General features: G+C 68.2%; 13 protein-coding genes. 7 read left to right on the top strand and 6 right to left on the bottom strand.

What is annotated here, in order from left to right:
* Positions 1–194: 194 nt before the first annotated feature.
* Positions 195–440 (bottom strand): hypothetical protein, encoded by a 246-nt coding sequence (locus P12x_RS28000; RefSeq protein ID WP_435008379.1) that lies wholly within the window; start codon positions 438–440, stop codon positions 195–197.
* A gap of 311 nt (positions 441–751) precedes the next feature.
* Here P12x_RS28000 and P12x_RS27995 point away from each other — a divergent pair, with 311 nt between their 5' ends.
* From P12x_RS27995 to ahr, 5 genes are all read left to right on the top strand, one after another.
* Entirely contained in the window at positions 752–1,510 is a 759-nt protein-coding gene (locus P12x_RS27995; protein ID WP_435008378.1) for a hypothetical protein, read from the top strand.
* Between the two features lie 273 nt (positions 1,511–1,783).
* A complete protein-coding gene (locus P12x_RS27990) occupies positions 1,784–2,704 on the top strand; it encodes an SGNH/GDSL hydrolase family protein (protein WP_435008376.1) in 921 nt (306 codons plus the stop codon).
* Positions 2,705–2,813: 109 nt separating this feature from the next.
* A complete protein-coding gene (locus P12x_RS27985) occupies positions 2,814–3,230 on the top strand; it encodes a Dabb family protein (protein ID WP_435008375.1) in 417 nt (138 codons plus the stop codon).
* A gap of 108 nt (positions 3,231–3,338) precedes the next feature.
* The gene (locus tag P12x_RS27980) at positions 3,339–4,232 is read left to right on the top strand and encodes a prolipoprotein diacylglyceryl transferase (RefSeq protein WP_435008373.1); all 894 of its coding nucleotides are present in this window, start codon (positions 3,339–3,341) and stop codon (positions 4,230–4,232) included.
* Positions 4,233–4,337: 105 nt separating this feature from the next.
* Positions 4,338–5,339 (top strand): NADPH-dependent aldehyde reductase Ahr, encoded by a 1,002-nt coding sequence (ahr, locus tag P12x_RS27975; protein ID WP_435008371.1) that lies wholly within the window; start codon positions 4,338–4,340, stop codon positions 5,337–5,339.
* A 12-nt stretch (positions 5,340–5,351) separates the two neighbouring features.
* Here ahr and P12x_RS27970 read toward each other — a convergent pair whose 3' ends face one another.
* Positions 5,352–6,647: a SulP family inorganic anion transporter gene (locus P12x_RS27970; protein WP_435008370.1), complete on the bottom strand. Its 1,296-nt coding sequence runs from the start codon at positions 6,645–6,647 to the stop codon at positions 5,352–5,354.
* Positions 6,640–7,794: a pyridoxal phosphate-dependent aminotransferase gene (locus P12x_RS27965; RefSeq protein WP_435008368.1), complete on the bottom strand. Its 1,155-nt coding sequence runs from the start codon at positions 7,792–7,794 to the stop codon at positions 6,640–6,642. The genes P12x_RS27970 and P12x_RS27965 overlap by 8 nt, the downstream gene beginning before the upstream one ends.
* A gap of 439 nt (positions 7,795–8,233) precedes the next feature.
* Here P12x_RS27965 and P12x_RS27960 point away from each other — a divergent pair, with 439 nt between their 5' ends.
* Both P12x_RS27960 and P12x_RS27955 read left to right on the top strand, forming a co-directional pair.
* Positions 8,234–9,169 carry a DUF1559 domain-containing protein gene (locus tag P12x_RS27960; protein ID WP_435008366.1) on the top strand — a complete coding sequence of 312 codons (936 nt, stop codon included), beginning with the start codon at positions 8,234–8,236 and terminating at the stop codon, positions 9,167–9,169.
* A 31-nt stretch (positions 9,170–9,200) separates the two neighbouring features.
* Positions 9,201–9,629 (top strand): hypothetical protein, encoded by a 429-nt coding sequence (locus P12x_RS27955; RefSeq protein WP_435008364.1) that lies wholly within the window; start codon positions 9,201–9,203, stop codon positions 9,627–9,629.
* A gap of 63 nt (positions 9,630–9,692) precedes the next feature.
* Here P12x_RS27955 and P12x_RS27950 read toward each other — a convergent pair whose 3' ends face one another.
* The 3 genes from P12x_RS27950 to P12x_RS27940 are packed head-to-tail and all read right to left on the bottom strand — an operon-like array spanning position 9,693 to position 13,439.
* A complete protein-coding gene (locus tag P12x_RS27950; RefSeq protein ID WP_435008363.1) occupies positions 9,693–10,844 on the bottom strand; it encodes a hypothetical protein in 1,152 nt (383 codons plus the stop codon).
* On the bottom strand, positions 10,841–11,293 hold the full coding sequence (locus P12x_RS27945; protein WP_435008361.1) for a hypothetical protein: 453 nt from the start codon (positions 11,291–11,293) through the stop codon (positions 10,841–10,843). The genes P12x_RS27950 and P12x_RS27945 overlap by 4 nt, the downstream gene beginning before the upstream one ends.
* A gap of 22 nt (positions 11,294–11,315) precedes the next feature.
* Positions 11,316–13,439 carry a S9 family peptidase gene (locus P12x_RS27940; protein ID WP_435008360.1) on the bottom strand — a complete coding sequence of 708 codons (2,124 nt, stop codon included), beginning with the start codon at positions 13,437–13,439 and terminating at the stop codon, positions 11,316–11,318.
* Between the last annotated feature and the right edge of the window lie 28 nt (positions 13,440–13,467).

Genomic DNA, 13,467 nt, shown 5'->3' with positions numbered 1-13,467 from the left:
CGCGAAACCCAAGGGATGGCGGGGGGACCAGGCCCCGGCTAGTCTGACGGGCAATTCCGCCCGCCAGGCGATCCAGGTTCATGCCTGCGGTCACGGTGGGGGAACTCGGCGGGCATCGCCTCCCGAGACTCCCCCCATGGCGGCCTGTGCGGGGCGACCCTCTCTCCAGAGGCCCTGCCCCGCTGCGGAGGGTGTCAGTTACTCTTCTTCTGATTCTCGAACTTCTTGTTCATCAGCTCCTCGTATTTACTGCTCGCCCCGTATGGCTGTCCCCCCTTCTTCGGGATATTCAGGGGCTTGGAGTTCTCCGGGGGCTCCGGCACCGCGACCTCAGGGATCTTGGGATTGTCAGCCTGACTGCATCCGGCCAGGCTCCCGATCGGGATGGCCGACGCGAAGAGGGCGAGCGGGAGGAATGGGCGGAGATGTGTCCTGGGCACCAAATGATCTCCTCGGGGGGGCAAGGTTCTGCAACCCAGAATGCTTCTTGAGGTAGGAGCGGCCAGTTTCGAAGGAACCGCTCGGAGTCCGGAATGACAATCGGAGTGGACGCGAGCTTCCCGACGACGAACCGGCAGGTTCTCAGGCTCGAATTCTTGGCTCAAGGCTTAGCTAACGTTCGAGTTGCTTGATAGAGTGGGATTTTACGCACAGGAAATGAGGGTTGTCCAAACTCTTTTTGATAATCCAATCCGCGAGATGAGGGATTCCGGCGATGCAAGCAGATCACCCGAGCGCCGCGGATGAACCCATGCCACAGGTCCGGGCGTCCGCGAGAGCGGTTCGCCCAGGAGCGGGCCTGACTGCCCTGGCGCTGGCGGCGGGTCTGCTCGCCGCTCTGGCGGCCGGGCTCGGAGGCGAGGCGACTTCCGGGACCTTCCAGCCGCCGAACCGGCGTCCGGCGAACTTCGAGCAACTCGACGGCTATGCGAGGGGGCCGGCGCTCAGCGAGATGGTGCGCCAGGAGAGGCCCCCCACGGAGGCGAAGAACACGGCCCTCGCCTATGGCCTGCTCGGTGTCGCGCTAGGCGGTGCGCTGGGGCTGGCCGGTGGGCTGGCCGGGCGATCCTCCAGCGCGTCGCTGAAGGCCGGCCTGATCGGGGCGATCCTCGGGGGAGCGGTCGGGGCCCTGGCGTCCTGGCCGATGACCTTGCTGTTCTATCGGAATCTCGACCCCGAGTCGGGCGTCCTGCTCCCTCTGCTGATCCGCGGCGGCATCTGGCTGCCGATCGGGGCGGCGGCCGGCCTGGCGTTCGGGGTCGGTCTCGGGGGCTCCCGCTCGATCGTCGCGGGCCTGCTCGGCGGCCTGGTCGGGGCCGTCATCGGGACGGTGGCCTTCGAATTGATCAGCGTCGCGGGGTTCCCGCTCGTCCGGCTGACGTCCCCCATCCCGGGCGAGCGAACGCCGCGGCTCCTGGCGGTGTTCTGCGTGGCCGCGGGCACGGCCCTCGGCACGGCCCTGGGTTCCCGCGATGTCGCCCCGAAGCCGAAACCCGACCCGCTCGCCTGACGGGGCCGTCGACGATCCCGAAGAGGCTGACGGGCATCCCCGGAGGAAGGTTGACCTTGGGTCAACCCGCCGAGGGTCCGCGTCCTCCGATCAGCCCGGCACCCCGTCGAGGATCGCCGCATCTCGCTTTCGGAATCGCACATGTCGACGGAGCTTGCCAGAGGCCGACCCCTCCGGTAGAACCTCTCGGACGAGAATCGGCGTCGTTGCCGATCTCGATCGAAGCGCCAAAGTAATAGCCCGAAAGAATGTGGAATCATGATCCGAGCAGGGATGTTTGCGGTCGTTGTCCTGGCCGTGCTCTCGGGCCTGGGCCATCCCGCCCGCGCGGGGTTCTCTACCTATTTATCGCTGGGCGACTCGATCGCCTTCGGTGAGACCGACTTCACCCAGGATCCGTCCTTCGGCGACCGAGGATTCGTCGGGCACTATGCCGACTTCCTGGCCACGCTCGCGGGGGGCGTCCGGCCCGAGGTCGTTAACCTGGCGATCGACGGCGAGTCCACCTCTAGCTTCTTCTCCGGAGCCGGTCGGAACAACGCCGGATTCCCCGACGACTTCGTCGCGTCGCTGAATCTGAATTATGACCCCGCCGCGATCGTCAGCCAGCACGCGAAGTTCCTCTCGACGATCGCCACCCAGGCGGCCCTGGGGAACTCGATCGACACGGTGACCATCTCCCTGGGGGCGAACGACCTCTTCCTGCTGGCCGGCTCGGCGGCATTCCAGTCGGCCGACGCTGCCGGGAAGCAGGCGCTCTTGCTCCAGACTCTTGGCGCGATCGCGAATAACGAAGGGGCCTTGCTGGCCGAGGTCCATGCCCTCTTGCCGGGGGCCAGGGTCTTTGTCCTGGGCCAGTACAATCCCTTCCCTGCCGACCCGACCCACCCGTTCGCGGGTCTCGCGGGCCCGGCGATCCTGGGGCTCAATGCCACCCTGGAATCGCTCGCCCCGGCCTTCGGCGCGACTTATGTGGACATCTACTCCCCCTTCGTCGGTCGGGAGAAGGAGCTGACCCTCTTCGCGGCCCCCGACTACAACGTCCACCCCAACCAGGCCGGCTACTCGGTGATCGCCGGCCAGATCGCCCTGGCCAGCGTGCCCGAGCCGTCGTCGCTGGTCCTGTCGGCCCTGGCCTTGCCGGTGGTCCTGGCCTGGCGATGGGGTCGGGACCGCCTCCGGGTCGCCGCCTGAGGTCCTGCGGTTGGGGATCGGGCCGCTTGCCTGGCCCGGCGTCCCTCGTCATGATGTCGGTTCGCCACCAGGCTGGCGATCACCCCATCCCCAACCGAGAGTAACACCGATGAACGTCCCTCACCCGGGCCACCTCGTCACCTTCGGTCTCGTCGCCCTGCTCGCGGGCGTCGTGATCCCCGCCGCCGAGGCGGCCGAGCCCATGCTCGCCCACTCGGTCATGTTCACCCTCAAGGACCGCTCGCCGGAGTCCCGCGCGAAGTTCGTCGAGGCCTGCGAGAAGTACCTTTCGAACCACCCCGGCGTGACCTCGTTCTCGGTCGGGACGATCGCCGAGGACGTGGTCGAGCCGGTCAGCGACCGCGAGTTCGACGTGGCCCTGCTGGTCGTCTTCGAGAACAAGGGGAAGCTGGGCGAATACCTCAAGAGCGCCCGGCACGACCAGTTCGTCGCCGAGTGCAAGGATAGCTTCGCCAAGGTCCGGGTCTTCGATACTTACGTTGCCCCCTCGAAGTCGTCCAAGTAACGCGGGTCGACCTGGGGTTGCCAGATCTCGCCCTTCCGGGCATCCTCCCGTCCGCCGGGGCCGCGCGCCCCGGCGGGCGGGCGGGTTCGCGTACCGGAGGTCTCGACGATGTGGCAGATCCTGTTCGAGGTGCCCGGCCTGGGCCTGAAGATCCACGGGTTCAGCCTGATGCTGGTCGCCGCGGCGGGCTCGGCGGTCTACCTGACGGCCTGGCGGGCGGCTCGCGAGCGGATCAACCCGGAGGTCGTCTTCGAACTGGCCGTCTGGCTCCTCTCCGGAGGATTCATCGGGGCCAGGGCCCTGTTCCTGATGGAGTACCCCGAGACGATCCATTCGTTCTGGGACATCTTCAAGGTCTGGCAGGGCGGGATCGTCTTCTACGGCTGCATCATCGGCGGGCTGATCGGGTCGGTGGCCTACTGGTTCCGCAACCCGTTCCCGTTCCGGGCGATGTGCGATGCGGTGGCCCCCTCGCTGGCCATCGGGATCGCGCTGGGGCGGGTGGGGTGCTTCCTCAACGGATGCTGCTTCGGGGGCGTCTGCGACCTCCCCTGGGCGATCACGTTCCCCTCGGGTTCGCTCCCGTGGACCCACCATGTCGAGGCCGGATGGATCTTGCCGGAGGCGACCCGATCGCTCGCCATCCACCCCGCCCAGATCTACGCGGTCCTCGATGGCCTGATCCTCCTGGTCCTCCTGACCGCCTACTATCCCCGACGCCGACGCGACGGCGAGGTCATGGCCCTGCTGATGGTCTGCTACCCGGCGACCCGGTTCCTGATCGAGTGGCTCCGCGACGACGAAGGGGCCTTCCTGATGGGCCTGACGATCTCGCAGACGATCAGCGCCCTGCTCTTCCCCTGCGGGCTGCTCACCTGGTGGTATCTCTCGCGCCAGCCGCTCGGGAGATATGCCGACCATACCCAGGGCCTCGACGCTGGGGCCGTCCCGGCCCCGATGGTGGCCCGACCCTCGAAGCTGGCGAAACCGGCCGCTCGTTGATGAGCACGGAGGGTGGACCTCGGGGTTTTCCGCCCTTGCCGATCCGCCTATCATGTCCGTGAAGTTGGCGTATCAACCCGATCTACACCGAGGAGTCCGACCGACATGGGCGTGAAGGCTTATGCCGCCAAGGGGCCGAAGCAGCCGCTGGAGCCGTTCGAGTACGAGCCCGGCCCGCTCGGCCCCCACGAGGTCGAGGTCAAGGTCAGCCATTGCGGGATCTGCCACAGCGACCTGGCGATGATCGACAATGATTGGGGGTTTTCCGCCTATCCGCTGGTCCCCGGCCACGAGGTGATCGGCACCGTCCAGGCGGTCGGGTCGGAGGTCGACGCCCTGACGGTCGGCCAGCGCGTGGGGGTCGGTTGGTCGTGCAACTCGTGCGGCCGGTGCGAGTGGTGCGTGAAGGGGCTGGAGTCGTTCTGCTCGCAGAACCAGCCGACCATCGTGCACCACCACGGGGGATGGGCCGAGTCGGTCCGGGCCCACTGGAAGTTCGCCGTGCCGATCCCGGAAGGGCTCGACTCGTCGGTCGCCGGCCCCTTGATGTGCGCCGGGAGCACGGTCTTCTCGCCGATGTTGCACTACGGCGTGAATGCCTCGATGAAGACGGCCGTGGTCGGGATCGGCGGCCTGGGGCATCTGGCGGTGCAGTTCCTGGCGGCCTTCGGCTGCGAAGTGACGGCGATCTCTTCGAGCCACTCGAAGGATGACGAGGCCCGCCAGATGGGGGCGTCGCACTTCATCGCCACCAAGGGGACCGACGAGCTGAAGGCGGCGGCGGGAACCTTCGACTTCATCATCTCGACGGTCGCGGCGGACCTCCCCTGGGCCGATTACGTCGGGGCGCTCCGGCCCCAGGGCAGGCTCTGCCTGGTCGGCATCCCCGATTCGGACCTGAAGTTCCCCGCATTTCCGCTCCTGGCCGATCGATCGGTGTCGGGGGCCCAGGTGGGCAGTCCCTCCGACACCGCGAAGATGCTGGACTTCGCCGCCCGCAAGGGCGTCCGTCCGATCATCGAGTCGTTCCCGATGGCCGAGGTCAACAAGGCCCTCGACCACCTCCGGGCCGGCAAGGCGCGGTATCGGATCGTGCTCCAGGCATGATCCGGGGATGGGTCAACCCTCCACCTCGCGCGGGCCGATCACTCCGATCGCGGGGATCGGCCCGATCAACCTGAGGTAGAGTTGCCGGGCGGCGTAGAGCGAGCAGCCGATGGCCACGGCCGCCACCGCGTTGGTCGCCAGCGTGGCGAAGGTCGTGGCCAGGAACGCCGCCGCGTCGACCCTCCGCATCCGGGGGAGCCGTCGCCAGGTGCTCCACTCCAGGAGGCCCAGGCCCACGAACGCCGTCACCCCGGCCAGGCTCGCCAGCGGGATCTGCGCGATCAGGCCCGAGCCGAACCGGACCAGGAGGACCAGGACCGCCGCGTGGGCCAGGTTCGAGAGCCGGGTCCGGCCCCCGGAACGGACGTTCGCCAGGCTCCGGGCCGGGATCCCCACGCTGGGCGGGGCCCCGAACGCCCCGGCGCAAAGGTTGGCGATCCCATAAGCCCCCAGCTCGGCGTCGGCATCGGCCGGTCGCAAGGGGCGATGCCGCCCCCGGAAGTGCTCGACGACCCTCGACGTGATCAGGATGTTGACCGAGGCCACGACCGCCAGCCCGAACGCGGTCGGCAGGACCTTCGGCAGATCCGAGGCGTCCCACGCGAAGCTCGCCAGCGGCGGCCAGTCGGTCGAGAACGCCCCGACGGCCCGCTCCCGCCAGCCGAGCCGGTGGCTCGCCGCGATCGCCAGGCCCACCCCGATCAGGGCCGAAGGGGAGCGTGGCCAACGCCGAGCCGCCAGGAACGCCCCCAGGATCACGATCGCTCCCAGGACCATCGGCTCTCGGCGGGCCTCGCCCAGTTCCCCCAGGGTGTTCGCGAGCTGGATCAGCGGGCTCCCGGCCGACGTCGGGAGGCCCAGCAAGGTCCGGAGCTGGAGGATCACCATCATCGCCCCGACCCCGCACGAGAAGCCGGAGACGACCGCGTGCGGGACCCGGGCGATGTACCGGCCCAGCTTCAGCAGGCCGAACGCCATCATCAGGACCGAGGCCGCCAGCACGACCTTGGCCGATCCCCCCACCCCCTCGGACTGCACCGAGGCGACCAGGAACGGCACGGTCGCGCTGGCCGTCCCGCCGATCAGGACGGGGTTCCGGCCCAAGAGGGCCGTCACCGGCGCGGTGGCGATCGACGTGAACAGCCCCAGCGCGGGCGGGAGCCCCATCAATCGGGCCATCGCCAGGCCGTAGGGCAAGGCGATCAGCGCGGCGACGGCCCCCCCCGAGGCATCGCCCGAGAGGTCCCGCCATCCGTAAGTGCCCCGCCCCGCCTTCCGCCTCGAACGATCCCCGGTCGGGTCAGGCATCCATCACTCGCGCGAAGGCGGCCCGGAACTTCGCCATCTCGTCGCGGGTGCCGATCGAGACCCGGACATGGTTGGGCATCGAGGCCCAGGTCCGGCCGATCGCGACCTTCTGCCGGATCATCGCCTCGAAGACCGAGCGGCCCGGCCTCCGGACGTCGATCATGATCATGTTCGCTTCCGAGGGCATCACCGCGTAGCCCTTCTTGTCGAGCCACTCGACGGTCTCCCCGCGGATCTCGCCGATGATCTTCCGACGCGACTCGACCAGGCCCTTCGCCTTCAGGCTGGCCGTGGCCCCCACCATCCCGGTCACGGGCAAGGCCCCCGCGCCGAACCCCCTGATCTTCTCCAGGAGGTCGGGCCGGCCGAACGCCGCCCCGGCGCGGAGCCCGGCCATCCCGTAGAGCTTGGAGAAGGTCCGGAGGATCACCACATCCCGATCGGCCAGGACGTGCGGCGTGCCCGGCTCGGCGGTCGTCGAGAGGTGGATATAGGCCTCGTCCAGCAGGATGACCGCCCCCTTGGGCTTGCCGGCGACCAGGGCGTCGACGTCTTCCTTCTTCGTGACCGTACCGGTCGGGTTGTTGGGGTTGCAGACGTAGAGCAGCCCGGCCTCGGGGTCGGCCGCGATCATCGCCGGGATGTCGTGCGAGCCGTCCTTGCGGAGCGGGACCCGGATGACGTTCGCCCCCACGAACCTCGCGGCTCGTTCGGCGGCCTCGTAGCCGGGGTCGGCGGTGACCAGCGACCTCGTCGGCGAGGTGAAGGCCAGGACCGCCCGGTGGAGCGGGTCGCTCGACCCGGCGAACGGCAGGACCGAATCCGGGCTCAGCCCCTCGATCCCGGCGATGGTCTCGACGAAGGTGCCCGTCTCGCCGTAGAGGTATCGGCCTCCTTGTGAGACGACGGCCTGAATCGCCTCGATCGCCTCGGGGCAAGGGCCCATCGGGTTCTCGTTGGCGTTGATCCGGACGGCGTCGGCGGGCAGGCTGGGCAGGGCCGAGAGCCCCTGGGCCAGCGCCGCCTCATTGTAGAAGGGGAGCGTGCCCCCCGCGGTCAGCAGGGCCACGATCCGGCCGAAGTCGCGGCGAGAGTAGCCGCGACGCGCGAGGTCTCGACGTTGTTCCGGTCCCAAGGGCTGGTTCATCGCTGCTCCTGATTCGCGGGCGTCGACATGACGGGAAGACGCGGCCCGGGGCGGAGAGTTCCGCCCGAGCTTGAACGGAGGAGAGCGAGGCGACTCGGTCCGGGGAGAGGACGTCGCGAGACCTCGCGAGCCCGGAGGGGCGTGGGGGCTTGATCGCCCCCGGACACCGGGCTGCCTGGATTCGCGACCCATTGTAGAAAGGCCCGCGCGATTCGTAAACCGTCGATCGGGGGACCGAGCCCGATTCGATGGCCCGGCCCCGCCGTCCTGCCAAGGATCGGCGTGCGTTTAAAATCGGCGAGGAAAATGTGTTGCTTCAGCCCCGCCGCACGGCTTTATTACACGGTAGGGTCGGACGGATGGAATTTGTCACTCGTTCTCAACCTTTCATCCGTCGAAATCCCGACAACTCTCTCTCCCCCTTCCGAACGGAGGTGCCATGCGCGTACATCGATCGATCCGGAGCGGCTTCACGCTGATTGAATTGCTGGTGGTGATCGCCATCATCGCCGTGCTGATCGCCCTGCTCCTGCCGGCGGTCCAGGCGGCCCGCGAGGCCGCCCGTCGGGCCCAGTGCGTCAACAACCTCAAGCAGATCGGCCTGGCCTGCCACAATTACGCGGACATCAACGGAATCTTCCCGTCCCAGGTGGGCGGCGTCCCCGTCTGGTTCGCCCAGACCGACTATCGGACGAGCTGGATGGTGCAGATCCTGCCGATGATCGAGCAGACCAACCTGTTCAACTCCTATAACACCGTGGCGGATCGCGCGGCCTATTCTTTCACCAATACGACCGTGATGGCCATCCCGATCTCCGCCTACACCTGCCCGAGCTATTCCGGGCCGATCCTCCAGCAGGGCCAGTCCGACTGGAACGGCTACGCCGGGACCATCGGCGACGCCATGAAGCTCTGGTGGATCGCCGGGACCTGCTACAAGGGGAACCTGGGCGACAACACGACCGGCCCCTTCCCCGGCTCGAACAACGCCTACGGCGACCTCAGCGGCGGCACGCCGACGGCCACCGGGATGTTCTGGCGGGCCCAGATGGTCGTCCCCATCGCGGCGGTCACCGACGGCACCAGCAACACCCTGCTGACCGGCGAGGCGCTCCCCAACACCTGCAACTGGAACGCCTGGTCCGAGAGCAACTCGTCGGTCGCCACCGTCTCGATCCCGATGAACCAGAAGGTCAATCGCGACCGGGGCAACCCCGGCTATTGCTACGGCTTCCGGAGCCAGCACCCCGGCGGGATCAATGTCGGCCTGGCCGACGGCTCGGTCCGATACCTCAAGGAGACGATCAACATGAACGTCTACCGGGCCCTCAGCACCCGGGCCCGAGGCGAGGTCATCAGTGCCGACGCCTATTGATCCCCTCCAACCGACCCGGAGAGCCCCCGCCATGCAGTTCGGCACGATGCCCGCCCTCGCCCTCGTCGCGACCCTGGCCCTCTCGGGGGCCGGGTGCGGGGCCAAGTCCGAGTTCCCCGACACCCTGCCGGTCTCGGGCAAGGTGACCTACAAGGGCCAGCCGGTCACCAAGGGGACCGTGACCTTCCAGCCCGACCAGGGCCAGCCGGCCACCGGGGCGATCCAGGCCGACGGGACCTACCAGCTCAGCACCTTTGCCGAAAAGGATGGGGCGCTCCCCGGCCATCACAAGGTCATGATCATCGCCACCGATGGCGACCCGAACATGATGCCCGGCTCCTCCCCGGGCTACAAGCCTCCCAAGGATCTCGTCCCCAAGAAGTACAACTCCCTGACGACCTCCGGCCTGGAGGCCGAAGTCACGGCCGACAAGCCCGTCCAGGACTTCGACCTGAAGTGAACCGGCATCGCCGACGGGCCGGGGGTTGCGGCGATCCGTGGCCCCTGGCCGTCTGCATCCAGATCAGCCCGCCTTGCCGATTCCGAGGCTCACCTCCGGTTTACCTTCGTCGCTCATGGCCGAGCGGATCAGGTATCCCGTCCCTCCCCGCTCCAGGCCAAAGCCGCCGGTCCCGAACGGGTCACGCTCCCGGCGAAAGGCGGGTTCTCCGTCTCGGATCAGGACCAGGCCCGCCTGGAGCATGGCCCGCAAGGCTCGCATCCGGTCGAACATATGACGGGTACCCCAGACGTTCTCGACCAGCCCCGCCACGATCGGCCAGGTCGATCGCTCTGTCCTGGCGAACTCGTCGAGCGACGCTCGACAGCCGGGACGAGGGAGATCAAGGCGGCGTGCCAGTTCGGCGAAGGCCGGGCCAGTCGCGTCGAGGTGGGCGAGCAGTTTCTCTCGATCCCCTCCGGTCAGCCGTTTGAGCGTCGCGACCTTGTCTTTCTCCGTCTCCAGATCGAAGCCGATCTCGCTCCAGTCCTTATCGACGAGCTTCGGGCCGACCGTCGCGAGGTTGGCCCGGAGCGATCCCAGGATGAACCGCGACTCGGGTCCGACCACGGCCGAGGCGGGTTCGGGCAGAGGCAGGGCTTCGAGCCGCCCCGAAATGTCGTCGAGCGTCGCGCGATCCAGTTCGGGCAAAATCCGACCGAGGGTCTGGAACGCCGGGACTTCACCGCCGCACTCCAGAATCCGGGCGATCAGCACACCACCCGCCCCGATCCGATGGGCCATTTTCAAGCCGGCGAAGATGTCGTCGAGGGCTTCCCTTCCCCGGCCCAACCGGGCGAGACGGCGGCTCGACAGGTACGCGAGGCGGATGACGTTGATGTTGGATGGGTCGAGATGACCCTTGCCGATATCATCGGGCGAGACCGTCTCGATCCCCCAATCGCAATGCTCGATCGTCGCCGCTTCGCGGATCGCTTCGAGGATGGGTCTGGCTTTCCGGATCAGGTCTTCGATCGCCCGATCATCGACGTTGATCGTCGCGGCCTTTCGAAGCCGGTCCCAATCCTCCTCGCTCAAGCTTCCTCCCCAACCGAACACCTTCCGGTAGACCACCGCCGCGTTCGGCTCGGAGATGGTCGCCTGTCCGAACGAAGGTCTGAGCCAGGTGTACGGGGGCGTTGCCATCAAGGCACGGAGCCAGTCGCGGCGGATCATGGGGGGCTTCCGGAGGATCGAGTGTTGGGGGATGCCGAAGGGACAAGGGCGTTCCTCGGCCCTCGAAGCCGCTCGGCCAGCAAGCCCGCGAGGGCGAGCTGCGGCGCGAGATTCAGGAGGACGCCCAGGCTGATCCGACCCACCAGGATCGGCAGCGACCGGTTTCCCAGCGGAATGAGCTGGTTCACGTTCGTTAACAATAGAGTGTTGATCGGTTTCGCGGCCACCGCCGCGATCCCGAGGTAAACCACGAGGGTTACTCCGCCGGCTTTCAGGAAGCGATCGATCGATGTTCGGCCCGGAGCTTGGAACAGCGCCGCGACGGCCAGCACGACCAGCATCGGGAGGCCGCCTAGGAGAACTAGGGCGCCGAACTCCCAGTATCTCAGCGAGAAGCCGATGGCGCAGATCGCCACCAGGATCATGAGCTTGCCGATCGAGAATCGCATGGCCTGATGTCTCCCTCGCTCGCTATTCCGGCCGCTCGTCGATCGGGTCGTACTGGGGCATGGGCCTGTCCTTCAGGTACTTGTCGAACCAGTTGGCCCGGTGCTGGAGCCGCTCGACGCGGTGCCAGGGGCGGCCGGATCGGGCGAGGTCGTGGGCCTCTTCGGGGAATCGGACCATCACGACGGGCTTCCTCAGCGCCTTGAGGGCTCGGAACATCGCCTCGCCCCCGGCGACGGCGGGGGTCCGGAGGTCAGCGTCGGCCTCGATCAGCATCAGGGGGGTTTTCACCTTCTCGACGAAGGTGATGGGCGACCTCTCGGCGAATCCGGCGGGGTCCTGGAACGGTGGCGTCTTGAACCAGGTGGCCCGGAAGAGGGCCACGTCGGTGGCGTACCACCAGGTCGACCAGTCGGCGATCGACCGCTCGGCCACGGCGGCGGCGAAGCGGTCGGTCTGGGTGATCGCCCAGTTGGTCAGGAGCCCCCCGCCGCTCCCCCCGGTGATCCCCAGTCGAGTGGGGTCGATGGAACCCCGGCGGATCAGCTCGTCGACCCCGGCCATGAGATCCTTGTAGTCGTCGCCGGGATACTGGTGCTGGATCGCGTTGCCGAACTCCGCGCCGTAGCTGCTGCTCCCCCTGGGGTTGGCGTAGAGCACGACGTAGCCCCTGGAGGCCAGGGTCTGGACCTCGTGTAGGAACGTCGCGCCGTAGGCCACGTGCGGCCCCCCGTGGATGTTCAGGATCATCGGGTAGGTCTTCGAAGGGTCGAAGCCGGGCGGCTTCTGGACCCAGGCGGCGAGTTCGAGGCCGTCGAAGCTGTGATAGCGGATCGGCTCGGGAGGGCAGAGGTCCATGCGTTCGAAGAGCCGGGCGTTCAGGTCGGTGAGCTTCCGGGGCGGGCCTCCTCCCGAGTCGGTCACGAAGACGTCGGCCAGGGTCGTCGCGGTCATCGACAGGAAGGCGATCTTCGACCCGTCGGCCGACCCGTCGAAGGCGAAATCGTCGCTTTCGCCGGTCGTCACGGGTTTGGCCTGGCCGTTGGCGGCCTCGAACGAGACCAGGTTGACCTTCCCCCGATGGGCGACCTTGTCGACCAGGCTCCGGCCCGAATTCGACCAAATTGGCCGGGTTGGCGACGAGGCCCGGGGAGGGTGCTGGTCTCCCGAGAGGTTGCCGCCGATGTCGTCATCGCAATCGGCGGTCAGGTTCCGGGGCGGCCCTTTGGCGACGAGGTCGACCACGAAGAGGTCGGGCGGGGTGTACGATCGGACCTCCTCGGTCAGGGTCCCCCGGAAGGCCAGGCTCCGGCCGTCGGGGGCGGGCGAGGGAGCGGAGATGATCCCCGGGATCGCGGCGATGGCCTCGATCGGCCCTCCCCCGGAAGAGACCGCGTAGAGGGCGACCCGTTCGGGTCGGCCGTGGGGCTCGGGGTCTCGGTCCGAGACGAAATAAAGCTTCTTGCCGTCGGGCGACCAGCAGGGGTCGGACTCCTCGAACGGCCCGGAGGTCAGGCACCTCGGGTGCGACTTCTCGGCCGCCCCGACGACCCAGAGGTGGGCGATCTGGTCCATGTAACCGCGGTGGTCCCACTGGAACTCGGCCCGGGTGACGATCCGGACGTCGCTCTTGCGATCGTCGGGACCGGCCTTGTGGGGGGCCTGGGAGGATACCCCGGCGAGGAAGGCGACGGCTCGGCCGTCGGGCGACCAGGCCGGTGCCGAGACGCCGCCGGGCAGGTCGGTCAAGGGTCGGGGCTCCCCCCCCTTCAAGGTCAGGACGAAGACCTGCGGCGGGCGGATCACCTTCCCCTCGGCGTCGGACTTGCGGAGGAACAGGAGTCGCGAGCCGTCGGGCGACCAGCGGGGCCAGGAGTCGCGAGGCCCGCCGGTCAGGCGGACCGGCTCGCCCCCCTCGGCGGGGACCGCCCAGATCGAACTCACGTAGTCGTCTCGGTCGCGGTCGACGGCCACCCGGACGAACGCCACCCGGGAACCGTCGGGGGTGATCTGGGGATCGGCCGCCCAGAGGAACTGGAACAGGTCGGTCTCGACGATCGGCCGACGGTCTCCCGCGGACGATGGCCGGCCGATCACGGCCAGGAGTCCCAGCAGGAGGAGCGAGGCCCGCCACGAGATCGAAGTCATCGGAGGCTCCTCGGGCTCGCCTGGCCCG

It is taken from the genome of Tundrisphaera lichenicola (assembly GCF_051175385.1).
Taxonomy (GTDB): Bacteria; Planctomycetota; Planctomycetia; order Isosphaerales; family Isosphaeraceae; genus Tundrisphaera; species Tundrisphaera lichenicola.
This window is presented reverse-complemented; position numbering and strand designations above follow the sequence as displayed.